The following is a 24,533-nucleotide window of genomic DNA, read 5'->3' on the forward strand; positions in this document are numbered from 1 at the left end:
GAACCATGAAGTTCTTGATGATGATTCAGACCCTGCTCACTGCTTTGCAGCTGCGAGTGAGCCCCTCAGACGACTCCGAACGCGGCGATGTTCCGGGCTGGGTCATGATTACGATGATGACAGCTATACTCGTTGCCGCCCTCCTGGTAGTAGCCCAAGACGCGCTGGTTAATATGTTCCAAAACGCTATGAGCAAGATTAGCGGCTAAGCCCATGCGGCAGAACATCTGGGAGTCATATGAGCGGGGGAACGCCACCGCTGAATTCGTGATGGTGGTGTCACTCGTGATTCTGCTGTTTGCGGGTGTTCTGCAGCTGGCTTTTATCTTGCACACCCGCAATATGTTGCAGGACGCGGTGTCCTCTGGCGCTCGCTATGGAACGCTGTTGGATCGTTCTCACGGTGAAGGGGCTGTTCGCGCGCAGGAGCTCATTCAGCAGACTCTGCCTGATGATTACGCTTCTGATGTCTTTTTTGAGGAGACAGCTGTCGATGGTGTTCGTATGCTCAAAGTAACGGCACGTACGCCTCTGCCGATTATCGGCTCCTTTGGTATTTCGGACGTTATAACGGTGAGTGGTCATGCCATTATTCAAAGCCAGTAATTTGTTGAGCGTCGGGCGGACGCGTCTGACCCACCTGGTAGCTAGGTGCGGCTCTTGCACACAGGATGCCGGGGCTGAAGATCCGCAGGAATCTACGGCTCAAACAGCTGAGAGCGGTAACGCCATGATTGAGTTTATTGTGCTGGGGCTGATGCTTTTGTTGCCCACGGTCTACTTCTTACTGGCTGTCTTTAGCGTGCAATCAGCGGCTTTAGCAGCGAATGCGGCAAGCTCGGCAGCAGTGCAGTACGCCCAATCAACTCCGCGCGAACAGCTTTCGGCCACTAACGTCAGCCAGGTAGCGCAGATGGCAGCATCTGACTATAAGATTCCGCCCGATTCTACGAGCATAGTATTCAACTGCGTAGCCGACTGCTCTGCATCATCGGCTGTTCAGGTGACCGTCACTGTCGAAGCTCAAGTTCCCCTGATTCCCTGGATAGCTCCGGGCGGATTTGCTGAACTGAGCTCAACAGCGGTGGGCTGGGGAGGGAAATACCAATGAAACCTACCCCTTCGCGCTGGGATTGGGTGAGCGCGTCCGCCCGGCGAATTGCTGCCGTGACAACCCGTAGCAAAAGCGGTGCAATACACAAAGGCGAAACCGGGAGTCGGGATGAAGGCTCCATTTTGCTGTTACTGATTGGTCTGTGCCTGATCGTTTTGTTGATTGCCTCGGTTGTTACCGGCATTACCGGTGTCTACCTTGAACGGCAAAAACTACAGGCGCTGGCCGACCGAACAGCCTCAGCCACCGTGCAAAACTTTGCCGGTCTTAGCGGTGACCTTGCCAATAAGCCCTTGCCCGTGCTCACCTCCGCTCACATCCACGAACAAGCAGGTATCTTTCTCATTGAAAGCGGTGCCTACACCCAATTCGATCAGCTAGTTCTCGCACCGGGTAGCGGAACGGCAGACGGCACCACCGGCAGAGTTCAACTCAGCGCGGTAGCTCACCCACCACTTGTCTCTATCATTGTGCCGGGCGGGGTGCCCATCAGCGCCACCGGAACAGCCCGCATCACCGCCCAACAGTAGAAACACAGCAAGCCCGCTTCCAATCGTCCATCTCTTACTCCACACAGCCGTGCAGGGTAACAAGACCGCATCTTTCACCGTTACCCGCGAGCGCCCATTGCACACAGCCACTGGTTATCAGCTAGGCTTAATAATCATGGCTTCCATCGACTTTAACGCAGAAATCAAAACCCTCCGTTCAACCTATTCATCTATTGAAGAGGTCAGCAACGTCGAGGGTATTCGGGCTACTATCTCTCGGTTATCAGAGGCTGCCAATGCGCCCGATCTCTGGGATAATCCCGATGAAGCCCAAAAGATTACCTCGCAGCTCTCTCGCTCTCAGAGCGAACTCGATAAGCTGGTGAAACTTCAAGAGCGCATCGATGATCTTGAAGCGCTCGTGGAGTTAGCCGAAGAAGAAGACGATGCTGATACCTTGAGCGAGGCCGAGCGCGAGTTGGGCGCTATTCGCACAGTCTTAGCGGAGCTCGAAGTCGTTACCCTGCTTTCGGGGGAGTACGACCAGCGTGAGGCTGTTGTCACCATTCGCTCAGGCGCCGGTGGTGTGGACGCTGCTGACTTCGCTGAGATGCTGCTACGCATGTACCTGCGCTGGGCTGAGAAAAACAACTATCCCACCCAGGTGCTCGACACCTCCTACGCTGAAGAAGCGGGGTTGAAGTCTGCGACTTTCGAGGTCAAGGCACCCTACGCTTTTGGTCGTCTCTCGATTGAAGCAGGAACCCACCGCCTGGTGCGTATTTCCCCTTTCAACTCTCAGGGTAAGCGCATGACCTCCTTCGCAGCAGTTGAGGTTATTCCGTTGATTGCTCAGACCGATGTCATTGAGATTCCCGAGTCTGAAATTAAGGTGGATGTCTTCCGCTCGTCAGGCCCCGGCGGCCAGTCAGTGAACACCACCGACTCAGCGGTGCGTATGACTCACATTCCTACCGGCATCGTCGTTTCCATGCAGAACGAAAAATCCCAGCTGCAAAACAGGGCAGCTGCCCTGCGCGTCCTGCAATCCCGCTTGCTGCTGGTACGGCAAGAAGAAGAGGGCGCGAAGAAAAAAGAACTTGCCGGGGATGTGAAAGCGAGCTGGGGCGATCAGATGCGTTCCTACGTGCTCAACCCCTACCAAATGGTCAAAGACCTACGAACCAATTACGAGGAGGGCAACCCGTCAGCGGTGTTCGACGGTGCCATCGATGGATTCATCGATGCCGGTATTCGTTGGCGAGCATCAGCCCGTAATGAAACTGAAACGGCGTAAAGACTAAAGAGAAAACAATGGCTACTAAAAAGAAAAAAGCGGACCCTAAAGATCCCAACAACCGGATTGTCGCCCAGAATAAGAAGGCGCGCCATCTGTACAATATTGTTGATACCTATGAAGCTGGACTAGTGCTCATGGGTACCGAGGTGAAATCTCTGCGTGATGGTGGAGTATCTATCACCGAGGGCTTCGTGCAGGAGTACAACGGCGAGCTATGGCTTGAAGCTATCAATATCGCAGAATACGGTCACGGTTCGTGGACGAATCACGCCGCCCGCCGTCGCCGCAAGTTGCTGTTGCACCGTCAAGAAATCAACAAGCTCATTCAAAAACTGAAAGAGACCGGTTATACGATTGTGCCGCTGAAACTGTACTTTGTGAGCGGACGTGCCAAGGTTGAAATCGCGTTGGCCACCGGTAAACGCGACTACGATAAACGCCAAGCGCTACGTGAACGTCAAGATAACCTCGAAGCTGCCCGCGCCATGCGCTACAAAAACCTGGGTTAAACCCCACAAACACGAAGGAGTGAACAATGTCCCAAGACAACACCCCGAACAATTCCTCAAACTCACCCTACGGTGCCTACGGTAACAACCAGCCCGCAGATAACAACACCACCGGCACCGGTAGCTACAACGGATCATCTAGCTACAACGCTCCATCGGCGCCCGGTAACCCAGTAGCCGGTGCTGCTGGCAACACGCAGGGCACTGGGGCTGAGTACCCTGCTTACTCTGGCACCCCTGAATACTCTCAGCAGTACTCCGGCGGTCAGTACGCTGCACCCAACCAGTACGGTCAGACCGGTGACTTCAACAACTACAACGGTCACAACCAAGCCTATGTAGCACCAGAAGGCAAGGGCATGGGTATTGCTTCGCTGGTGCTGGGCATCTTGGGCATCCTCACCTCATTCATGCTCGGTCTGGGCGGTTTGCTGGGACTCGTAGGTCTTATTCTCGGTATCATCGCTGTGCGCAAGCTGGGTAGAACAGGTGGTTCTAAAGGCGTGGCAATCGGCGGCATTGTCACCAGCATCCTGGCTATGCTCGCAGGTGCTGTTGTTTTCGGTCTGATGCTGTGGGGCCTGAGCCAGGTTGACTTAGGTGCAATCATGGACGCCGCCGAACACTGCGAACAGTTCACTAACAATCAGCAGGCCTTGGAGCAGTGCATGGCAGACTACCTTCGCGAGAACGGTCACGAAGTACCTGAAAATTTCTAACCTTTAGCCGCAACCGGTCTTGTGACTCTACCCCGTGCGTCTACCCTCTTGAAATAGGTGGACGCGCGGGGTATAGTTTTACTTCTAGGCTTTAATAGTTCGGTGCGTTTTTAGGTGAACGTGCTGATAACTTTGAAGCGAGTTCTTTGATAAAAGAATATGGGGATGATCGGTTTCGACGATGTGGGTTGAGACAGGGGAAGCGTGCCGAGGATGCAGAGTTATCTCGTAAACGCTCTCTGCAAAACAATAAGTGCAGAATCTAAGCGCACTGACTTCGCTCTCGCTGCCTAAGCGCGACTAGCGAATCTGCTGGCCTGAGCTTGCCTTTAGCTCAGCTCCCAGTATCAGTTTAAAAGGCCACTGCTTCTTGCCCTCGTCGTAGGGGTAAGAGGAACACTTATACGAATAGGTTTGGCAGCATCTGTGTTTGTGCAAATGCTGGAGCCGAAAAGTACCGTTACGCAAACTGCGCACGGAGAAGACCTGACGATGTCACATCGGACCGGGGTTCGATTCCCCGCATCTCCACCATGAGAAAAGCTCGGGCACTCACTGTAGTGAGTGCCCGAGCTTTTTCTTTTTTGGATTTTTGGATTCGGGCAGGCTATAGAGAGAACCGGTAGCCGGCACCCCGCACTGTTGTTAGTAATTCTGAATCGTAGGGCACGTCAATCTTCTGCCGTAGTTTGCGTACATACACTTCAACGATATTGTCGTTGCTCTCAAAGTGAGAACCTCACACATTATCAAGGCTCTCTGCTTGCGAAAGCACCATGCCAGGGGTGTACATGAAGAAATACAACTGAGTACCGGAATCCACCGTGCTTCCGGTAGTCTTTTATGATTTCTTTACTTTTCGATATGTTTCTGCGCCCACGCCACCGCCTGCTCAAGGCGGTGGGCATCGGCGTAAATAGCAGAATCGCCGTGTTCAGCACCGTCAACAAGCACTAACTCCGTATCAATACCGCGGCGCTGCAAGACACTGTGTATTTTCGAGGACTGATTCCACGGCACGCAGGTATCTCCGGTTCCATGAATCAAATAGAGCGGGGCATACCCGGTGGTGGCAGTTTGGGCATAATCAAGTGGATGCGCGCTCGCCCACGCTTTTTCAGCCGCAGTTCCGGTGGGGGCAGGGTAGGTGCTGCCCAGTAGACGCCATTCAGCACCGTCATCTTCGGGGTGGTCATAGGGCATACCTAACGCAACGCGGTCGTTAAAAATAGTGCGTAAGTCGCTGACCCCGTAAATACTGAGACCTGCGGTAATAGCAGAAGAGGGCGCGTCCTCGGCTTTCTCGCCTTCAAGGTACTTATCTAAGTGATTAGCAGTACCCGCTAGCAACGTGGTGAGGTGCCCCCCAGCGGAGCCACCGGCGGCAAAAATATGTGCAGGATCAATATTGAAGTGCTCAGCATTAGTTCTGAAGAACCGCACGGCTGCTTTAACATCGTGTAGCTGCGCGGGAAACTTCGCCTCGTGCGAGAGCCTGTAATTGATGGAAGCTACCGCAAACCCAGCCTGAGTGAACTCGATGCGTAGTTTATGAACGCCGGAGGGCGAGAACCGGGCAACTTCCTTATCGCCAAAACGCCAAGCACCGCCGTGAATATAAATCAGCAGAGGAGCGGGCGAAGAAACAGGAACAGAAAGCGGCGGGTAGAAATCATAGGAACGTGAAGTATCTTGATGATCGGTATAAAACCCTGAGTGAGTAGCAGTTGCCATAAAAGCCTTTTGTCATTGAAACGGCAAGAAGTTTTATAGGGTATAGCCTACCCCTCCATCCGACACAAATCGCTGAGGTGCGGGCAGCTACCGGTTCAATGCAAACTGCTTCTGCCTGCAAAAATTTGTTTCCTCACTTGGAAATAAAAATCCCAGCGCAGAAATTTCTGCACTGGGAATGTTTGTACCCCCGAAAGGAATCGAACCTTCGACACCAGGTACCGGAAACCTGTGCTCTATCCACTGAGCTACGGGGGCTTATTTAGTTTTTGTATCAACTACCGTAGCTTCAGTGGATGTCACAGCTTTCACTGTGTTCTACGCCTTGATTTTTGTTTCCTCGCTCGCTCGGAAAATCAACGCGTAGCTGAGCTACGGGGGCATCTTGCTTGGAAAACCCCAAACAATACCCGTCATCCTATCACTTTTTCGTCTCATTGACTAAGCGCTGGCTGTGTGCGCTGGCGGGGGTTGGGTAGACTGGTGTGCATGACTCCCGAAGAATTATCACTTGCTATTGAAAACAGCCTTAATGAGGCTATTACCCAGGGTGAACTGACCCTGGTGGACGGCACTGAACTGCCTGCTGTGAAGGTTGAACGCCCGAAGAACCGCGACCACGGTGACTGGGCGACCAACGTCGCTTTGCAGCTTTCTAAGAAGGTGGGCAAAAACCCGCGCGAGGTTGCGACTTTGCTTGCTGCTCGTATTGAACAGATTGCCGGTGTGGCTGGTGTTGATATTGCGGGCCCTGGCTTTTTGAATATTGTGTTGGATGCTGCTGCTGCCGGTGAACTGGCGAAGACCGTTGTCGAGGCGGGGCAGAGCTTTGGTACCAATGATGAGCTTTCCGGTAAAACCATTAACCTTGAATTTGTGTCTGCTAATCCGACCGGCCCCATTCATTTGGGCGGTACCCGCTGGGCTGCGGTGGGCGATTCAATGGCGCGTATTCTTGAAGCATCCGGTGCCAAGATTGTGCGTGAATACTACTTCAATGACCACGGTAACCAGATTGACCGTTTTGCTCGTTCCCTGCTGGCACGCGCGAAGAATGAGGCAGCCCCTGAAGACGGCTATGGTGGCGAGTACATCACCGATATCGCTGATCGTGTGATGGACGCTAACCCCGGCGTCCTTGAATCTGAGGATCCGCAGGAGGGCTTCCGCGCCGCAGGTGTTGAGTTTATGTTTGAGGATATTAAAAAATCGCTGCACGAATTCGGTGTGGATTTCGATGTTTACTTCCATGAGAATTCCCTGTTCGAGAACGGTAAGGTTGATGAGCTTCTGGAGAAGCTCAAAGAGTCTGAGAACCTTTACCTGAAGGACGGCGCATGGTGGCTGAAATCTACCGATTTTGGTGACGATAAGGACCGTGTTGTTATTAAATCTGACGGTAATGCCGCCTACATCGCCGGCGATATTGCGTACTTCCAAGACAAGACGAAGCGCGCAGAGAACCCCGCTGATCTGGCAATTTACATGCTGGGCGCTGACCACCACGGTTATGTGGCACGTTTGAAAGCTGCTGCTGCGGCTTTGGGTGATGACCCTGATATGGTGGAGGTCATGATCGGTCAGATGGTGAACCTTGTCAAGGACGGCAAGCCCATTCGTATGTCAAAGCGTGCCGGTACTGTCGTTACTTTAGAAGACCTGGTAGAGATTGTGGGCGTGGACGCCGCGCGTTACTCCCTGACCCGTTACTCGGTAGATTCAAACATTGATATTGACCTTGATTTGCTCACCAAGCAGTCAAATGAAAACCCTGTTTTCTATGTGCAGTACGCGCATGCTCGTACCTGTGCTGTGGCGCGTAACGCTGCTGCCGCCGGTGTTGAGCGTAGCTCTTTCGATGCGTCCTTGCTTGACTCCAACGCCGATTCAGCATTGTTGGCAGCTTTGGGGCAGTTCCCGGCGACCGTCAAAGAGGCAGCGAACTTCCGCGAGCCGCACCGCGTTGCCCGCTACTTGGAGACCTTGGCGGGTGCTTACCACCGCTGGTACGGTGCTTCTCGTGTTGCACCTCAGGGAGATGAAGAAATTACTGACCTGCACCGCACCCGTTTGTGGCTCAACGATGCTGCTCGTCAGGTTCTTGCTAATGGTTTGGGTCTGTTGGGTGTTACTGCGCCGGAGAAGATGTAAATGGGTGCTGAGGCAGCTTTGTACAAGCCTGAGTGGCTGACGTACCCGGAGTATCCCGAGGCACTGGATCGCCGTATCTGGACTTCCTCTTTTGCTCGTGACGATAGCGGTGAGCTTACCGTCGATGGCGTAAAAGTCAGCCAGCTGGTGCAGGAGTTCGGTACTCCCGAGTACGTTTTTTCTGAAGATACCTTCAGAGCACGTGCTCGCGAGTTCCGCGCTGCCTTTGAGGGCGCGTTTGCTCCCTTTGGTGCGGAGGTTTCGGTCTACTACGCAGGTAAGGCTTTTTTGACCACTGCTGTTGCTGCGTGGGCAAAAGAAGAGGGGCTGAACCTTGATACAGCTTCAGGTGGTGAGTTGGGTATTGCCTTGTGTGCGCAGGTCCCGGGGGAGCGCATTGCTTTGCACGGCAACAACAAGTCCGTGGCTGAGATTCGCCGCGCTTTGGAGAACAAGGTGGGTCGTATTGTTGCTGACTCTGTTCCTGAGGTGCAGCTGATCGCTCAGGTTGCCGCTGAGATGGGGGTTGTAGCCCCTGTGATGCTTCGGGTGACTCCCGGTGTACACGCGTCCACTCACGACTTTATTGCTACCGCCCACGAAGACCAGAAGTTCGGTCAGTCCCTGGTAGAAGGTACGAGCGGTCTCTCTGGTCTGGCGCTGGAAGACCTGCTGGAACTTGGTCTTGATGCCAATGATTGCTACGCGGCGATTTCTGTGGCGATAGCTCACCGTGAACCTTCCCTTGATTTGCGCGGTCTGCACTGCCACATTGGTTCTCAGATTTTTGAGGCTGACGGCTTTGGCAAAGCAGCTGAAAAGGTGCTGGACTTCATGCACGAGATGAACCAACGCTTTAGTATTACTATGCCCGAGATTGACCTTGGCGGTGGCTACGGTATTGGTTACACTGAGGCGGATCATCCGCGCGGTGCTGCCGAAATAGCTCAGTCTTTGGCGCAGATGGTGGCTGATACTTGCACCCGTTTGGGCATGAAGATTCCGCACCTCTCCTTTGAACCGGGGCGTTCTATCGCTGGTCCTTCGGGTATTACGCTTTACACGGTTGGCACTATCAAGAACGTCTCTATCGAGGATGAAAACGGTGACACTCGAGTGCGTCGCTATGTTTCGGTCGATGGTGGTATGAGCGATAATGCGCGTCCGGTTCTCTACGAATCTGACTACACTGCAACCCTTGCCAACCGTGCCCCGCGCGGTAGCCAGGTGCTCTCACGCGTGGTGGGTAAGCACTGCGAATCAGGCGATATCGTGGTGCGTTACGTTTACCTGCCAGAAGACCTGAGGGCAGGAGACATCTTGGCAGTACCCGCTACCGGTGCTTACTGCTTCGCGCTGAGTTCAAACTACAATTACCTCACCAAACCCGGTGTGGTAGCAACCAGTGCCCAGCACGCTCCGCGCGAAATCGTTCGCCGCGAGACAGAAGAAGATATGTTGGCGCGCGATATGGGTATTGTTTAGAACCATCATCTGCGTACTGCGCCCGTAATACGGTAACAGTGCAGCACAAACTCTAGTGGGGGAGCCATCTAAAAGGTTCACCCGCTAGAGTTATCAGTACATCGTCCATCAACGAGTTATTAGCTGATTTTTCGGAGTTTTATTTATGAGTGACCCCCAGCCCATCAAAGTAGCCCTCTTGGGCGCAGGTAACGTCGGTGCGCAGGTTGCGCGTATGTTGATGGATGACGCTTCGGTGCTGTCTCAGCGTATTGGTACCGGTGTGGAGCTTATTGGTATTGCTGTGCGCGATACTGCGGCCCCTCGCCAGGTTGATATTGATTCTTCTTTGCTCACAACCAATGCGGACGCTTTGATTGACGCCGCCGATGTGGTGATTGAGCTGACCGGTGGTATTGAACCGGCGCGCACTCGTATTCTTCGTGCCCTCAATGCCGGTAAGTCGGTGGTTTCCGGTAATAAAGCGTTGCTGGCTAAGCACGGTATGGAGCTGCAAGCAGCTGCTAATAAAACCGGTGCCCAGCTATCTTACGAGGCAGCAGTTGCCGGTGCTATTCCGATTATTCGCCCCTTGCGCGATTCGTTGGCAGGCGATCATGTAACCCGCGTCTTGGGCATTATGAACGGCACCACCAACTACATTCTCGATCAGATGGACACCACCGGCGCTCAGTTCTCGGACGCGCTGGCTGAGGCGCAGCGTCTTGGCTACGCTGAAGCTGACCCCACCGCTGATGTTGAGGGTCACGACGCAGCGTCCAAGGCAGCTATTGTTGCTTCCCTTGCCTTCCACTCAGAATTCACTATCGACGATGTTCACATCGAAGGTATTACTTCTATCAGCGCCGAAGACGTTAAAGCGGCAGCTGATGATGGTTTTGTCATCAAATTGCTGGCAGTGTGCGAACGTGACGGTGAGGGCGTTAACATTCGAGTGAATCCCATGTTGATTCCCCGCGAGCATCCGCTGGCATCGGTTCACGATGCTTACAACGCCGTTTTTGTGCAGGCTGATAACGCGGGTGAGCTTATGTTCTACGGTCCCGGTGCAGGTGGGGCACCTACGGCGTCCGCTGTACTGGGTGACTTCGTATCGATTGCCCGCCGCATGGTCTTGGGCGGTCCCGGTATTCCTGAGTCTTCCCACGCGTCCCTTGTAGCAACTAGCCTGTCTAATGTTGTTTCGCGTTTCTCCGTTGGTCTGCAGGTTGATGACAAGCTGGGTGTACTGGCTGATATTACCCGCATTTTCTCAGAACACTCTGTCTCGATTCAGACCATCCGTCAGACCCGTACCGGCGGTAGCGCTGATAATAAAATGGCGACCATTCGTATCATTACGCACCGCGCGACCAACGAGAATCTCACCAAGTGTATGGCTGTGGTAGATGCGCTGGGCACCGTGCGTAAGATTACCAGCGTCATTCGTGTTGAGGGCGAGTAGCGGCATAGTCCGCGCGATAGTTTTTGATAGATAAAGGTGAAGTTTCAGTGTCTGTTCTGCCTATGATTGATGGTTCTGATGAGGCTCAGTATTCCCCGGATATCATTCCGGTGGGTGCTAGCGTCACAGTCAGTGTTCCCGCTTCAAGCGCAAACCTGGGGCCGGGGTATGATTCCCTGGGCGTCTCGTTAGCGTACTTTGATGAACTGACGGTAACCCGCATTGAACAGGGACTGGAATTTGAGCTGACAGGTGAGGGCTCAGACGAGGTTCCCCACGACGAGACCCACCTAGTCATCAAGGCAATGCAGACTGCTTGGAAGGCAGTGGGGCTCTTCGAGTTGCCCGGCTTGCGCTTGAAAGCTGAGAACAAGATTCCTCATTCACGGGGCATGGGGTCATCTGCCTCTGCGATTGTCGCAGGTGTGGTGGCGGCGAATGCTTTGCTGCCCCAAGAGGTTCAGCTTGATGCCGATGCTGTTTTACAGATTTGTTCGGGAATGGAAGGGCACCCTGATAACGTGGCGCCCTCACTGTACGGTAACCTCGTGATTTCTTACGGTGATGAGGAAGGCTGGCACTCGCTACCTGTTGCCGTGCATGAGAGAATCAAACCCGTGGTTGCCGTTCCCGATTACGAGGTGCCTACCAAGGTTGCTCGTGGTCTGATTCCCGAAACCGTACCGCACCGCGATGCTGCCGCGAATTCAGGACGCGCGGCACTGCTGACCCAGGCTTTGAGCAGCTCACCGGAGTTTATGGTGGCGGCAACCAAGGATTTGCTGCACCAGTCCTACCGAGCTACCGCTATGAAGCCTAGCGCGGCGCTGGTGGCGGTTCTGCGCGGTCACGGCTACCCGGCTGTTATTTCAGGTGCTGGTCCCACAGTCATGGTGTTTGCCCGCGGCGAGGAAGAACGCGCGTCCGTTATAGCGACTATTGAGAATTTCGCGGCAACCGCCCCTGCCTCGGTCTACCATGATCGCCGTCTCACCTGGCGTGTGCTGCCGGTGGAAATTGATACGCAAGGTGTTATAGTTACTAGAGCACAGTAAGCCGCTGGTTTCTTGACTCAAGACGCGACCGGCTTGATGTGCTTGAGACAGGCGCTCACTCTTGAGGGCATCTGATATCACTTATAAGTTTATGCGTGCGGTTCTCAGTGTACAGATAATTATCTATACCTACCGCACTGAGTAGATGCGTTTCCTTGATGCGCTCACTTGACTCATAAACTTTCAAATGCATCGGTCATGCGAAAAAACATAGCCGTGTTCGCACGCTCCGCTGATTTGAAACGCCCGCTGATGAGTTTGTGGTCAGCGCATGGCACTAACACCCGCTCTTTGTAGCACCGGGCACCCGGTTCATTGAATTTGGATGTCATGCCCGTGTTGGGATTTCGCCTGAGGTGACGCCCACCGGCAAAGAACGTTTATGCTTTATGTTTCTTACACATAATTGCTACGCAAATAGACATCGCTTGCTATAGCGATGTCCGGGTGTGTCTTCTGAAATCGCACCGTCATATCACTACATTTTCCACATAAAGAGGGAAGGAACCTTCGTGGCTGAATCTACCGACCAGACAACTGGCGCGGAAATTACCGACAACAAATCATCAAGCCTGAGCAGCCTGAAATTGGCTCAACTTCAGTCTTTGGCATCGCAGTTGGGCATTGTTGGCGCTCGTCGACTGCGTAAATCAAACTTGGTGGAGGCTATTGCAGCCCACCAGCGTGGTTCCTCCGTCGCAGATCGTGCCGAAGAAACTCAGGCACCTGCTGAAAAACCTGCTCGCAAGCGCGCAGCTCAGGCAAAGGCATCAGAAACTGCTGATGAGAACACCCAGCAGAACACTGAAGCATCACAGGGCGAGGTAACAGCGGAGGACGCTAAGCCCGTTCGCAAGCGCCGCGGTAACCGCCGCGCCACCAGCAACGCTTTAGCTGAAAATCAGGAATCAGCAACCGAAAAGGGTACTCAGGAAAGCGGTGAGCAGAAGGATGCTTCTATCGACGCTGTTGCTCGTGAGGGTGCAGAATTATCAGATGATTCCACCGAAAACACAACTAACCGCCGTACCCGTACCCGCTCAGACCGCCGCCGCAAAAAGAGCGACGATAACAGCGAGGCAACAGAGACTCAGGATTCTTCACAGCCGTCCAAGTCCTCCAACGAGTCATCAGATTCAGCAGAGAAGACTGAGAACAACGATGGTGCTGACGAGAAGTCAGAGAAGAATAACCGCAACGAGCGTTCTGAACGCCGTACCCGCCGTGAGCGCCCCCAGCGCAACAACCGTGAAGACCGCTCAGAAGACAAGTCTGAGAAGTACGACAGGTCAGAACGCCCGAACCGCGATGACCGTAGCAATCGCGATGACCGCAACAACGGCCCGGACGATAACGACCGCCGCGAGCGCCGCAACCGCAATCGCCGCGACCGCAACCAGGAACGCCGCGACCGCCGTAACCGTCGCGGTGATAACGATGAACCCGAGATTTCAGAGGATGACGTTCTAGTACCTGTGGCCGGTATCTTGGACGTTCTTGATAACTACGCTTTTGTTCGTACCTCAGGCTGGCTGCCCGGCCCCAACGACGTTTACGTTTCTTTGGCGCAGGTCAAGCGTTACGGTCTGCGTAAGGGCGATGCCGTGGTGGGTGCTATTCGTGCTCTGCGTGAAGGTGAGAATCAGAACAACTCACGTCAGAAGTTCAACGCTCTGGTGCAGCTGACCTCTATCAACGGTCTGACCCCTGAAGAATCAGCTCAGCGCCGTGATTTTGCGAAGCTGACCCCGCTCTACCCCAAGGAGCGTCTGCGCCTTGAGACTGAGCCTAAGAAGCTGGGCACCCGCGTCGTTGACTTGGTTGCACCGATTGGTAAGGGTCAGCGCGGTCTGATTGTCTCACCTCCTAAGGCAGGTAAGACCCTTATGCTGCAGTCTATTGCTAACGCAATTACTACCAACAACCCTGAGGTTCACTTGATGATGGTGCTCGTTGATGAGCGTCCTGAAGAAGTAACCGATATGAAGCGCACTGTTAAGGGTGAGGTTATCGCCTCAACCTTTGACCGCCCCGCCGAAGATCACACCACCGTGGCTGAACTTGCTATTGAGCGCGCTAAGCGCTTGGTAGAACAGGGTCACGACGTTGTTGTGCTGCTCGATTCAATGACCCGTTTGGGACGCGCCTACAACCTAGCGGCTCCTGCGTCTGGTCGTATTCTCTCGGGCGGCGTTGATTCTGCTGCGCTCTACCCGCCCAAGAAATTCTTCGGTGCTGCACGCAACATCGAGGAGGGCGGCTCACTCACCATTTTGGCAACCGCTTTGGTAGAAACCGGTTCAAAGATGGACGAAGTCATCTTCGAAGAGTTCAAGGGCACCGGTAACATGGAGCTGCGTCTTTCACGTCAGCTTGCTGATAAGCGCATCTTCCCCGCTGTTGATGTCAACGGCTCAGGTACCCGCCGCGAAGAGAACCTGCTTTCTGGTGAAGAAGTCAAGATTATGTGGGGTCTGCGCCGCGTCCTTGCAGGTATGGAACAGGAACAGGCACTGAACCTGCTGACCTCACGCCTGCGTGAGACCGGTTCAAACGTTGAGTTCTTGCTCGCTGTGCAGAAGTCACAGCTCAATAAGAACCACGACTAACCGGCGGCGTTCGTCACTGTTTATAGACGCTACCTTGCTGATACCCCCTTCAGTAAGGTAGCGCCCTACCCGGTTCATTCCCGATCATTTTTTGTGGTTTGCTGCGGCTGCCACCTTTTACATCTACAAGAAAGCATGAACAATGTTTGATTCCATTCAGACTCTGCTTGATGAACACGCTGAGCTGCAGAAACAGCTGGCTGACCCCGCGGTACACGCCGATCAGGGTAAAGCGCGTAAACTGGGCCGTCGTTACGCCGAACTTAACGGCATCGTAGAGGCACACACCCGTTATCAAGGTATCAAGGGCGATCTCGAAGCTGCTCAGGAGATGGCTGATGAAGATTCCGATTTTGCTGCTGAGGTCGAAGAGCTCGAAGCTGCTTTGCCCGCGGCAGAAGAGAAGTTGCGCCGTTTGTTGATTCCCCGTGACCCGGACGATGGCCGTAACGTCATTCTTGAAGTTAAGGGCGGTGAAGGCGGCGATGAGGCTTCACTTTTCGCTGGCGATTTGCTGCGTATGTACACTCGTTACGCTGAGTCTAAGGGCTGGAAGACCGAAATCATCGAGTCGAATATGACCGATGTGGGCGGCTACAAGGACGTTCAGGTAGCTATTAAGGGTAACTCCAATGATCCTGCTGAAGGCGTTTGGGCGCACCTCAAGTATGAAGGTGGTGTACACCGTGTGCAGCGCGTTCCCGCGACCGAATCGCAGGGACGCATTCATACCTCGGCTGCCGGTGTGCTGGTCTTCCCCGAAGTTGATGAGCCCGATGAAATCGCTATCAACCAGAATGATTTGAAGATTGATGTTTACCGTTCGTCAGGTCCCGGCGGTCAGTCAGTGAACACCACTGATTCCGCTGTTCGTATTACCCACTTGCCTACCGGCATTGTGGTTGCGATGCAGAACGAGAAGTCGCAGCTGCAGAACCGCGAAGCGGCAATGCGCGTGTTGCGTGCTCGTTTGCTGGCGCACCAGCAGGAACAGATTGATGCTGAGAACGCTGCCCACCGTGCCTCTCAGGTGCGTACCATGGACCGTTCCGAGCGCATCCGCACCTACAATTACCCCGAAAACCGTATTGCTGATCACCGCACCGGCTACAAGGCGTACAACCTTGACGCTGTGATTGATGGTGCTCTGGAGCCTGTGATTCAGTCTGCCATTGAGATGGATGAAGCTCACCGTCTTGAGGCACTGGGCCAGGAGAAATAAAACTCAGTGACTGATTTTCAGATACAGCCCGGTGAAGAACTAGATTCAGCTCTTCGCCGGGCTGGCGCTTTTCTTATTTCTGCTGGCATTGAATCTGCGATGGTTGATGCTCAGCTTTTGGCTGCTCACCTTGTGAGCGCTGAGCTGGGGGAGAGCGTGTCGCGTGGACGTGTGCAGGCGCTCGCTCTGTCAGGAGCGCAGGTGCCTCCCGGTTTTGCGGAGCTGGTGAGTCAACGTGCCCAACGTGTTCCTTTGCAGCATTTGACCGGTGTTGCTTACTTTCGTCATCTGGAGCTGAACGTGGGACCGGGAGTTTTTACCCCGCGTCCTGAGACTGAGTTGTTGGTCGATCACGCACTGAACGCCTTGGAGCGGTTCAAGGCGCAGGGTGTAGGTAAGCCTGTGGTGGTTGATTTGTGTACCGGCTCTGGTGCCATCGCTGCTGCTCTTGCCACGGAGTTTCCTGCTGCTACCGTTCACGCGGTAGAGCTGAGTGCGGAGGCATATGAGTGGGCACATCTGAACCTTGAACCGTTGGGAGTCGATCTGCGCCGGGGCGATGCAACGGTTGCGTGTGAGGATTTGCTGGGAGAAGTTGATGCGGTGGCAACCAACCCACCCTATATTCCAACGGGTGCTGTTCCGAAAGACCCTGAGGTGCGTGAGCACGATCCTCAGATAGCGCTCTACGGTGGTAGCGAAGACGGTATGGATATTCCCTATAAGATAGCCTTGCGCGCCTTTGAATTATTGAAGCCGGGAGGGTACCTCGTCATGGAACACGCTGAAACTCAGCGGGAGTTAGCCGCCGCTATGTTCGCGGTCGTTGGCTTTGAGAAGGTTGAATCTATAAATGATTTAGCGGGAAAACCTCGCCACACGAGCGGCTATAAACCGCACCTGATTTCGTGAGTCAGTAACTTTTGAAGGTTTCGTGAAAGAATGGATGCTGTGAACGCAAAGATTTATTCTGTTGAAACTGCCGCCGAGCGCGCTGAAGCCCTTAGCGCGGCAGCTACCGCTGTGCAGGGCGGCAAAGTAATTGTTGTTCCCACCGACACCGTCTACGGTATTGCCGCCGACGCTTTTTCGGCAGGGGGAGTTCGAGCGCTACTGGCGGCGAAGGGACGTTCCCGGCAAATGCCGCCGCCCGTGCTGATTTATAGCAGCTCGGTCCTGGCTGGGTTAGCCGATGATATCAGTGATGAGGCGCGCGCTCTTGCCGATGCTTTCTGGCCCGGTCCGTTGACTCTCATCTGCTATGCCCAGCCATCACTGACCTGGGATTTAGGCGATACCAAGGGCACTGTGGCGCTGCGTGTGCCCAGCGACGATTTGACCATTGATTTACTGCGCCAAACCGGCCCGCTAGCGGTTTCTTCCGCAAACAAAACCGGTCGCGTTGCCGCAACTACTGCTGCTGAGGCAGCCGACCAGCTGGGTGAAAATGTCGAATTGATTGTGGACGGAGGCATCCGCCCGGTTAATCGCGGTGAAGATGTTGAAGCCAAAGATATCATGCCCTCCACCATTGTTGATTGCACCGGAGAAACCCCGGTTATTGTGCGTGAGGGCGCTATTGGCGCGGACGAGATTCGTTCTGTGGCACCCGGTGCTTTAACCAAAAGACAGTGGGACGAACAGCGACGCATTGAAGCTCAACAAGCACTAGACGCTCGAGCTATGGCTGAGGAACCGACCGCAGGTAGTGTTTCTGCGGCTCAGGTAGCAGACGAGATTGAGCACGAGCCTATCAAGCCTGCCCGCCGCGCGTCTGCACCCAGCAACACCAGCCATCTCAGCAAACTGGTGGGAGCTAGCACCTCAACGGGCGGGGTGGACCAGCTACGTACTGAGGGCGCGCACTTTGTAGAGAGCCAGCGCGCTCAGGATGTTACCAAGCCGCTCTCTGTTGATACGGCGCGTTCACTGGTGTTCGGCACTAAGAAGTAGAACACCGCACTTCAACACGGGTATAGAAAGAGGGGGTCGGTGACTGAACAAGTCATCGATCTCCTCTTTTTATGGGCTGTATGTGCTGCAACTCTTAGATACCGCGCTGCTTTCGCTAGCTGATGAACCGAGCATCCTGCTTTTTGCCCAGCGCTGTGTGCGCATCGCGTAAGACCTCGCTCACCCGTGGGGTGGGAATCAGCTGGTGCTCTTGTGCCCATGAATCGTCTTGATCTTGCCCGAACCACATTAGCTCAATGCGGCGCACGGGTGCTTGAAAGCGGTCACCCAGTGCTTCAGAAATAGCGTAACCGGCTGCAACGGCGACGCGGGCGATGCTGGCAGGAATCTGCAGGGGTAGGCGGCGTCCTGCATCCACCAGCACACTCTTGGCAGTTGCTCCTTCCCAGGGTTGCAGAACGATGCTGGGGAGATGTCCGTCGAAAGCACCGACCTTAACCGTGAACTCAGCGAGGGCGTAGTTTGAGGCAATGGGGGTGCGGTGGTTACCTGCTGCGACAGATGCTAGGGGAGAAGATGCAAAGCGGGCAAATGCCTCGGTGGTGCGCCGTCCTCTGCCCATCACTGACGTCGCACGCACAATGCACAGCTCAAGTGCATGATGCGGTGCCACCGTTGCGGGGGCGGACGCGGGTGCCGCCGGGAAATCTGAGTGTGCGGAGCCGGGGGCAGCACCTGCAGCAGCCTGCTTGTTAATGAAACGTTCGAGGTTCAACAGAACTTCTTCGCCGAGAGCTTTGGAAAATGAGTAAGCGGAGAATGGCTGGGTAACGGGGGTAGAGTCAAGCACTTCCACGTTGCCCTGCACCGCTGCACTGCTCATGTGAATTAGGCGCTTGATGCCTGTTCGTTGAGCTGCGATAGCGATAACAGCGGGGAGCAGGGCGTTGGCACCGACTAGGGGCGCTAAATCTTGTTGTGAGGGGGCAGCTAAGCCAGAAGCGTTAATAACAACTTCAGCCCCGGCAAAAGAATCTGCGAGAGAGTCAATAATTGCTTCTAACCGTCGTGCCTCTTTAATCAGGGTTTTAGCATCGGTTGCGTGAGTTGATAGGCGGGGAGCCTCAATAGGGTCAGCTTCAATACCTTCAGCTCGCAGTCGAGCTAAAATGGCAGACCCCACGAAACCGCTGGCTCCAATGACTTTCCACGGTGATGAACTCATCTGTTGTATCTTCCCCTCTTTTATAAAAATAGGTGTGCTGCTTACTGATAAGCACTTTTGAGGTACACACCTATAACTGTGACACAGGAAGAGGTTAAAAACACGAAGATTTATCAGAGTCGGAGGGGACAAAGGTAGAAGTAGGCAACAAAGTCTTCTCTGACTTTCGGTAAACTTACCTAAGATAGTCGTCTCTCGCCGCACCTTCATAGTGGAGGGTGCTGCGAGCTACGAATTTTCAGAAAGGCTCTGTTCTCTTCGATGAATCAACTGCAACCGGCAGTGTCGGTCACTTCAAGCACCCGCAACGTCATGACTGCCCCCGATCGTGTGGTCGCCGTGGTCGTGACCTACAACCGCCTTAACCTGCTGCGCTTGACCCTGCAAGGCATCGAAAACGGTGCGAAGGTGCCTGATGCTGTTGTCATCGTTGATAACGCTTCGACTGACGATACTCCTTCTTTCTTGGCTAACCTTGAAACGTCTCTCACTGTTGATGTGGTGCGACTCGATGAAAATACCGGTGGTGCCGGGGGTTTTGCGGTGGGCATCGATAGAGCGCTGACACGACACCAGGCTGATCTCGTGTGGGTGATGGACGACGATACTGAACCGACCGAAAATACCTTGAGCGAATCGTATGCAGCCTGGTACAACTATGCCCCGGTGCGTTTGCAACGTCCTGCAGTTGTTGCCTCAACGGTGGTGTGGGATAACGGCCAAGAGCACCCCATGAATACTCCGCGCACTATGTTCGCAGCAGGGGAACAGCGCCACCGTCGCGCTCAAGCTGTTGGCGCCCGTCCCATTCGCTCTGGCTCCTTTGTCTCTCTGATGATGGATGCTGCCGTCATGCGCCAGTACGGGTTACCGCTGGCTGACTTCTTTATCTGGAATGACGATTTTGAGTATTCCACCGCGCTGATCCGCCACAGCAACGGAATATCTGTCGAAGGATCAGTGGCTAAACACCACACCAAAACCTTCGGTACCACTAACGCTGCCCCCGGCCCGCGTTTTTACAATGACGTGCGTAATAAGCTCTGGGTCTTTACCCGCCGCCGCACCCTCAACCCCCTCGAAAAATTCTTGTACGGGGGATCCACTGTACGTCTGTGGATGAGTACTATGCTCAACACCACTGACAAAAAAACCTACGGTGGGTACCTGGCTCAGGGAATCAAGGACGCGCTGATTCGCTTTCGCAGTAATGAGCAGGTTCTGCACAACCTCTATAGCTTGGAATCCACCCACCCCGTAGAACTTGCCCCGGTGGCAACAGACTTTACCGTGCTCATGAGTGTCTACCGTGCCGATACCGCTGAGCAACTTGAAGAATCGCTTCGCTCAAACCTCGTGGAACAAGAGCTCAAGCCTGCCGAGCTGGTCCTTGTTCTCGACGGGCTCCTTGCCCCAGACGTAGAAGCAACCATCGACCGCTGGATGCACAGCTCCCAGCAGGGGAGCACCTGCCCTATCACTCTCGTCCGTCTGACAGAGAACGCAGGTCTAGCCGCAGCCCTGACCGAAGGATTGCGCTACTGCAACCACGACATCATCGCGCGAGCGGATGCTGATGACATCTCAACCCCGCAGCGTTTCTCAACACAGATCCCGCGTATCGCCGCGGGTAACCTAGCGGTGTTGGGCGCGTCCATGCTTGAATTTGAAAGCACCACTAGCACCGATCAGCCTGTGCGCCAAGCATGCACCGGGGTGCAAAATATTCGCAGGGTGCTGCGCTCGCGCAACCCCATCATGCACCCCACCGTCGTTTTCCGTAAAAGCGCGGTGGAATCAGTGGGCGGGTACGAACACGTGACAGGTGCCGAAGACTACTGGCTGTGGGCACGCTTGAGTATGCGAGGCTATCGTCTTGATAATCTGGCTCAACCTTTGGTGCGCTACAGGGTCGGAGCCGGCGCCTATGAGCGCAGGGGTGGCACCGAAGCGCTGCGAAAAGACTTCGAACTTCAACATCGCCTTTACACCGGAGGATTCCTCACAGGAATTCAAACCGCCAAAAACTTGAGTGTGCGTCTGGTTTACCGGGCGTTACCGGTTGGTACTCGAAAGAACCTGTACCGATCAATGATTGGTCGTTCATTTGCTTCTACTTTCAGGAAGGGAGGGTAAACACATGGAAACTACCAACACAACAACCCTGCCCGTGGTAAATACCGGTTACGAGCGTAAGAAATGGTGGCAGTACGTTCAGATTGCCTTGGACTCGCTGTCATGGAGCCTTGCCCTGCCCCTGGGATTCTTCCTGCGTTATGGCGGTCAGCTGGAGCAGATTAACCCCACCGGTATCACCGTTGTGGTGCTCACCGCTATCATTGTGCAGATTGGGCTGGGCGCGCTTTTCGGTCTTTACCGCGGACGCTACTCCTACGGGTCATTTGCCGAGGGCAAAATTCTTTACCCCGTCACCCTAGCGGTTACGGTCTTCATGCTACTGGCGCTCTTGCTTTTCGCCTGGCACATTAGCGTGCCCCGTTCTGTCATTCTTATTGCCTTCCCCTTTGCCTTGCTGCTGATGATGGTCATGCGCTATCTCAAACGCATCGTTGAGGATTACACCAATCGTCCTTCTTACGAACATACTGAGCCGGTTATTGTCTACGGTGGCGGTTTTGTGGGTCGTTCTTTTGTTTCGAATTTGATGTCGGATTCAAAGTCGACCTACCGACCGGTAGCTATTGTCGATGATGATCCTTCTTTGCGTAATGCGCGCATCCAGTCTGTTGCTGTTATGGGTACTGGCAAAGACCTCGAGACCCTGGTCAAGCGCTACCATGCAACTAAGGTCTTTGTTGCAATGACCGATATCAAAGACTCGAAATTGAGCAATATTAGTCAGCGTATGCATGAGCTGGGTGTTGATGTGCACCGGGTTAAGAACATGATTTCTAATATTGCCGGTTTGAATGACGAGAGCGTTAAAGACGTCAACCGCCATATTCTTGAAGGTATTCGCGGCAAGATTGATTATCAGATTCGCACCGAAGACATCAAAGCCTACATTACGGGTAAGCGGGTGCTGGTGACCGGTGCCGGTGGTTCTATAGGTTCAGAGCTGTGTCGTCAGATTCATGAATTTGAGCCCGCTGAGCTGATGATGCTTGACCGCGATGAGACCCTTTTGATGGAGACCCGCTACACCATCTGGGGTGACTCCAACCTCAATGACCCCTCAGTGGTGCTGGCTGATATCCGTGATCGGGGCGCGCTGGAGAAAGTATTTACTGAACGTCAACCTGAGGTTGTATTTCACGCTGCCGCGCTTAAACACGTTACAGCGCTTGAGGCTTACCCCGAAGAAGCCTGGAAAACCAATACATTGGGCACCAAGAACGTACTGGAAGCTGCATCTAAGGTTAATGTTGAAGCTTTTGTTAATATCTCGACGGATAAGGCTGCTGACCCCACAACCGCTCTTGGTCAGTCAAAGTTGAGCGCCGAGATGCTCACCGCATGGTACGGGGAACAGACCGGCAAACGCTATGTATCAGTACGCTTTGGTAATGTCTTTGGATCGAGGGGCTCTATTAAACCGCTCTTCACCCGTCAGATTATGGACGGCGGCCCGATCACTGTGACCGACCCTGACGCTACCCGTTACTTTATGCTGATTCCCGATGCTTGCCTGCTAGTGATGACAGCGGGAGCAATCGGTGCCCCCGGCGAAGTGATGGTGCTCGATATGGGAAAGCCTGTCAAAATCTACAGCGTGGCTGAAAACCTTATTCGAACTTACGAACGTTATGACGTGAACATCGCCGTGACCGGGTTGCGTCCGGGAGAGAAACGGGACGAGGTTCTGTTTGGTAGCAGCGAGGATTTCAGGGTGAGCGATAAGAACTCCTTTATCTCCCACACGCGCGCTATTCCGCTTGATCCTGAGCACTTAGATTACTCCAAGTGGTACAAGCACTATCTTGATGACCGCACCTACGGGCGTGACTCATCAGGTCAGCTTCACGCCCAAAAGATGGCGCACCGTACCGAAATATCACAGGAGCAATCATGAACCACGACATCATGACCTTAGCGGTACCCGCTGCGATTGCCGGTGTGCTGGGGCTTCTGCTTCCTTTCGCGGTGCGTCCTTTGTTGCACCGTTGGAACCTGGTGGATTTACCCACTGCCCGCTCTTCCCACACAACACCGGTTTTCCGTGGCATGGGGCTAGCAATTGCCTGCGCGGTAGCTATCGCCTTTTTTATCAGCCTGGTTCTGGGACTCGTGACGGTCGATCGCTCGATTGCGATCATTGTTTTAGCAGGCGCTATCGCATCGGGCATGCTTGGGTGGGGTGAAGACTTCCGCGGGGTGCCAATCATTGCTCGACTAGCGGTTCAGTTTTTGGTGGGCGCGGCAGTCACCATCGGTCTGACCCTGGTTTTGGGAACTTCTATTTGGTGGATTCCTTTGGGCGTTATTGCCGTCATTGCTTATATCAATGTCACTAACTTCATGGACGGTGTCAATGGTATTTCGGGCTTGCACGGTTTCATGGTGGGCGGAGTTTATGCCTACGCTGGTTACAGCACTGATACTCGATGGCTCATGGTAGGCGGTGCCGCCCTTGCCGTCGGTTATCTTGCCTTCTTACCCTGGAATATTCGTACCGGTAAAAATGTCTTCTTGGGGGACGCCGGATCCTACTTCCTGGGTGGAGCCATTGCCTGTATGGCGGTGGGTGCTTTTCTCTCGGGCATCTATGTTGAGTACATTCTCTCGCCGCTGCTCATTTACTTAGCAGATACCGGCACTACTCTCTTACGCCGCGTCCTCCGCGGAGAACAGTGGTACAAACCCCACCGTTCGCACACTTACCAACGTCTTACAGACTACGGCTTTAGTCATGTGGCAAGTGCTCTATTAGTCAACGGCCTATCGTTGGTTGTCTCTGTCATCACAATTGTGGCGTTGCCTTTTGAAACGCAGCAGGCGCTGGGCGCCGGGCTGGTGGTTTTGATTCTGATTGGTTTTTACCTTGTCCTCCCATACCTTCTCAAGCGTCGGGCGGAGAAACATGCGTAAGGCATCACAGCGTACTAGCTACGATTCTGATATTCCGTGGTTACGAATTTTTCGCGAGGTCAGTAAATATTTCCTGTGGGTAGTAACAGGAGGCTTAATCCTTGCTATTATCGTAGATGGTATCAACGCGGCTTTAAGTTTCGGCTTGGGGGCTGCGCTGGTCTACATCTGTTTTGCAGTTGGAATCGTGGTTGTCATTGTTGCTGGGCGTCGTTCGATGTCTGAGGCAGTAAGGGCGCTGATGCTGGCATACGTCGCGAAAGTAACCTTCTTGGGGCTTGTGTTGCTGACAGTGCCTGTTCCCGATTACTTAAGAAACAACTGGCTTGCTGTAGGCGCCCTCATCGCAGTGGTGGTTTGGCTCAGTGTGGAGATGAAAACAGTCATGGGTATGAGAATCTTATACTTTGATGCCCATGATGGCTCTCACTCGATTGACGCACAAGCAAGAAAGAGATAGATGAAAAAACCGAATAATCAACCCCGAAAATCTGATTTGAGATCACCCGGTC

The 24,533-nt window shown here is 53.9% G+C and carries 21 protein-coding genes, 1 tRNA gene, 1 other RNA gene and 1 pseudogene; 20 read left to right on the top strand and 4 right to left on the bottom strand.

All coding sequences use genetic code 11. The features are described 5' to 3' along the window. Positions 1 to 5: 5 nt before the first annotated feature. The 8 genes from JR346_RS03890 (at position 6) to ssrA (ending at position 4,667) form a co-directional block, all read left to right on the top strand. Complete coding sequence (locus tag JR346_RS03890; protein WP_204876959.1) at positions 6 to 209, top strand: hypothetical protein; 204 nt, start codon at positions 6 to 8, stop codon at positions 207 to 209. A 4-nt stretch (positions 210 to 213) separates the two neighbouring features. Further along, positions 214 to 606: a TadE family protein gene (locus JR346_RS03895; RefSeq protein WP_205483410.1), complete on the top strand. Its 393-nt coding sequence runs from the start codon at positions 214 to 216 to the stop codon at positions 604 to 606. Beyond that, positions 584 to 1,111, top strand: a complete 528-nt coding sequence (locus tag JR346_RS03900; RefSeq protein ID WP_204876955.1) for a hypothetical protein — start codon at positions 584 to 586, stop codon at positions 1,109 to 1,111. Before JR346_RS03895 ends, JR346_RS03900 begins: the two co-directional genes overlap by 23 nt. After that, complete coding sequence (locus JR346_RS03905) at positions 1,108 to 1,644, top strand: pilus assembly protein TadG-related protein (protein ID WP_205483412.1); 537 nt, start codon at positions 1,108 to 1,110, stop codon at positions 1,642 to 1,644. Before JR346_RS03900 ends, JR346_RS03905 begins: the two co-directional genes overlap by 4 nt. A 136-nt stretch (positions 1,645 to 1,780) precedes the next feature. Continuing rightward, on the top strand, positions 1,781 to 2,902 hold the full coding sequence (gene prfB, locus JR346_RS03910; RefSeq protein WP_205483414.1) for a peptide chain release factor 2: 1,122 nt from the start codon (positions 1,781 to 1,783) through the stop codon (positions 2,900 to 2,902). A 17-nt stretch (positions 2,903 to 2,919) separates the two neighbouring features. After that, positions 2,920 to 3,414, top strand: coding sequence for an SsrA-binding protein SmpB (smpB, locus tag JR346_RS03915; protein ID WP_204876949.1), 495 nt, complete (start codon positions 2,920 to 2,922; stop codon positions 3,412 to 3,414). Between the two features lie 26 nt (positions 3,415 to 3,440). Beyond that, positions 3,441 to 4,133, top strand: a complete 693-nt coding sequence (locus tag JR346_RS03920) for a hypothetical protein (protein ID WP_205483416.1) — start codon at positions 3,441 to 3,443, stop codon at positions 4,131 to 4,133. Between the two features lie 161 nt (positions 4,134 to 4,294). Further along, positions 4,295 to 4,667: a transfer-messenger RNA gene (ssrA, locus tag JR346_RS03925) on the top strand. 73 nt (positions 4,668 to 4,740) lie between these two features. Here the strand turns inward: ssrA and JR346_RS10610 are convergent. From JR346_RS10610 to JR346_RS03940, 3 genes and pseudogenes are all read right to left on the bottom strand, one after another. Beyond that, positions 4,741 to 4,857, bottom strand: a pseudogene (locus JR346_RS10610) (helix-turn-helix domain-containing protein); the annotation flags it as partial. A 128-nt stretch (positions 4,858 to 4,985) separates the two neighbouring features. Continuing rightward, a complete protein-coding gene (locus JR346_RS03935; protein WP_205483420.1) occupies positions 4,986 to 5,867 on the bottom strand; it encodes an alpha/beta hydrolase in 882 nt (293 codons plus the stop codon). A 185-nt stretch (positions 5,868 to 6,052) separates the two neighbouring features. Continuing rightward, positions 6,053 to 6,125 (bottom strand) — tRNA-Arg (locus tag JR346_RS03940). Positions 6,126 to 6,356: 231 nt separating this feature from the next. Between JR346_RS03940 and argS the strand changes: the two genes are divergently transcribed. The 8 genes from argS to JR346_RS03980 all read left to right on the top strand — a co-directional run bounded on the left by argS (position 6,357) and on the right by JR346_RS03980 (position 17,786). Next, positions 6,357 to 8,018 (top strand): arginine--tRNA ligase, encoded by a 1,662-nt coding sequence (gene argS, locus JR346_RS03945; protein WP_205483422.1) that lies wholly within the window; start codon positions 6,357 to 6,359, stop codon positions 8,016 to 8,018. Then, complete coding sequence (locus tag JR346_RS03950) at positions 8,019 to 9,503, top strand: diaminopimelate decarboxylase (protein ID WP_205483424.1); 1,485 nt, start codon at positions 8,019 to 8,021, stop codon at positions 9,501 to 9,503. It begins immediately after the preceding gene. A gap of 145 nt (positions 9,504 to 9,648) precedes the next feature. Continuing rightward, on the top strand, positions 9,649 to 10,947 hold the full coding sequence (locus tag JR346_RS03955) for a homoserine dehydrogenase (RefSeq protein ID WP_204876901.1): 1,299 nt from the start codon (positions 9,649 to 9,651) through the stop codon (positions 10,945 to 10,947). Between the two features lie 62 nt (positions 10,948 to 11,009). Further along, complete coding sequence (thrB, locus tag JR346_RS03960) at positions 11,010 to 12,002, top strand: homoserine kinase (RefSeq protein WP_205483854.1); 993 nt, start codon at positions 11,010 to 11,012, stop codon at positions 12,000 to 12,002. A gap of 512 nt (positions 12,003 to 12,514) precedes the next feature. After that, complete coding sequence (gene rho / locus JR346_RS03965; RefSeq protein ID WP_205483426.1) at positions 12,515 to 14,611, top strand: transcription termination factor Rho; 2,097 nt, start codon at positions 12,515 to 12,517, stop codon at positions 14,609 to 14,611. Between the two features lie 142 nt (positions 14,612 to 14,753). Continuing rightward, positions 14,754 to 15,833: a peptide chain release factor 1 gene (gene prfA, locus JR346_RS03970; RefSeq protein WP_204876897.1), complete on the top strand. Its 1,080-nt coding sequence runs from the start codon at positions 14,754 to 14,756 to the stop codon at positions 15,831 to 15,833. Between the two features lie 6 nt (positions 15,834 to 15,839). Then, on the top strand, positions 15,840 to 16,745 hold the full coding sequence (gene prmC / locus JR346_RS03975) for a peptide chain release factor N(5)-glutamine methyltransferase (protein WP_240334013.1): 906 nt from the start codon (positions 15,840 to 15,842) through the stop codon (positions 16,743 to 16,745). Between the two features lie 39 nt (positions 16,746 to 16,784). After that, positions 16,785 to 17,786 carry an L-threonylcarbamoyladenylate synthase gene (locus JR346_RS03980; RefSeq protein WP_240334014.1) on the top strand — a complete coding sequence of 334 codons (1,002 nt, stop codon included), beginning with the start codon at positions 16,785 to 16,787 and terminating at the stop codon, positions 17,784 to 17,786. A 115-nt stretch (positions 17,787 to 17,901) separates the two neighbouring features. On the opposite strand, the gene JR346_RS03985 is transcribed toward JR346_RS03980, so the two are convergent. Then, complete coding sequence (locus JR346_RS03985) at positions 17,902 to 18,972, bottom strand: NAD(P)-dependent oxidoreductase (RefSeq protein WP_205483437.1); 1,071 nt, start codon at positions 18,970 to 18,972, stop codon at positions 17,902 to 17,904. Between the two features lie 261 nt (positions 18,973 to 19,233). On the opposite strand from JR346_RS03985, the gene JR346_RS03990 reads away from it, so the two are divergent. The 4 genes from JR346_RS03990 to JR346_RS04005 are packed head-to-tail and all read left to right on the top strand — an operon-like array spanning position 19,234 to position 24,481. Then, entirely contained in the window at positions 19,234 to 21,108 is a 1,875-nt protein-coding gene (locus JR346_RS03990; protein ID WP_240334015.1) for a glycosyltransferase, read from the top strand. A 4-nt stretch (positions 21,109 to 21,112) separates the two neighbouring features. Further along, positions 21,113 to 23,005 (top strand): nucleoside-diphosphate sugar epimerase/dehydratase, encoded by a 1,893-nt coding sequence (locus JR346_RS03995; RefSeq protein ID WP_205483439.1) that lies wholly within the window; start codon positions 21,113 to 21,115, stop codon positions 23,003 to 23,005. Then, positions 23,002 to 24,021, top strand: coding sequence for a glycosyltransferase family 4 protein (locus JR346_RS04000; RefSeq protein ID WP_240334016.1), 1,020 nt, complete (start codon positions 23,002 to 23,004; stop codon positions 24,019 to 24,021). Before JR346_RS03995 ends, JR346_RS04000 begins: the two co-directional genes overlap by 4 nt. Then, a complete protein-coding gene (locus tag JR346_RS04005) occupies positions 24,014 to 24,481 on the top strand; it encodes a hypothetical protein (RefSeq protein WP_205483441.1) in 468 nt (155 codons plus the stop codon). The genes JR346_RS04000 and JR346_RS04005 overlap by 8 nt, the downstream gene beginning before the upstream one ends. Positions 24,482 to 24,533 lie beyond the last annotated feature (52 nt).

Source organism: Rothia sp. ZJ932, assembly GCF_016924835.1.
Lineage (GTDB): Bacteria > Actinomycetota > Actinomycetes > Actinomycetales > Micrococcaceae > Rothia.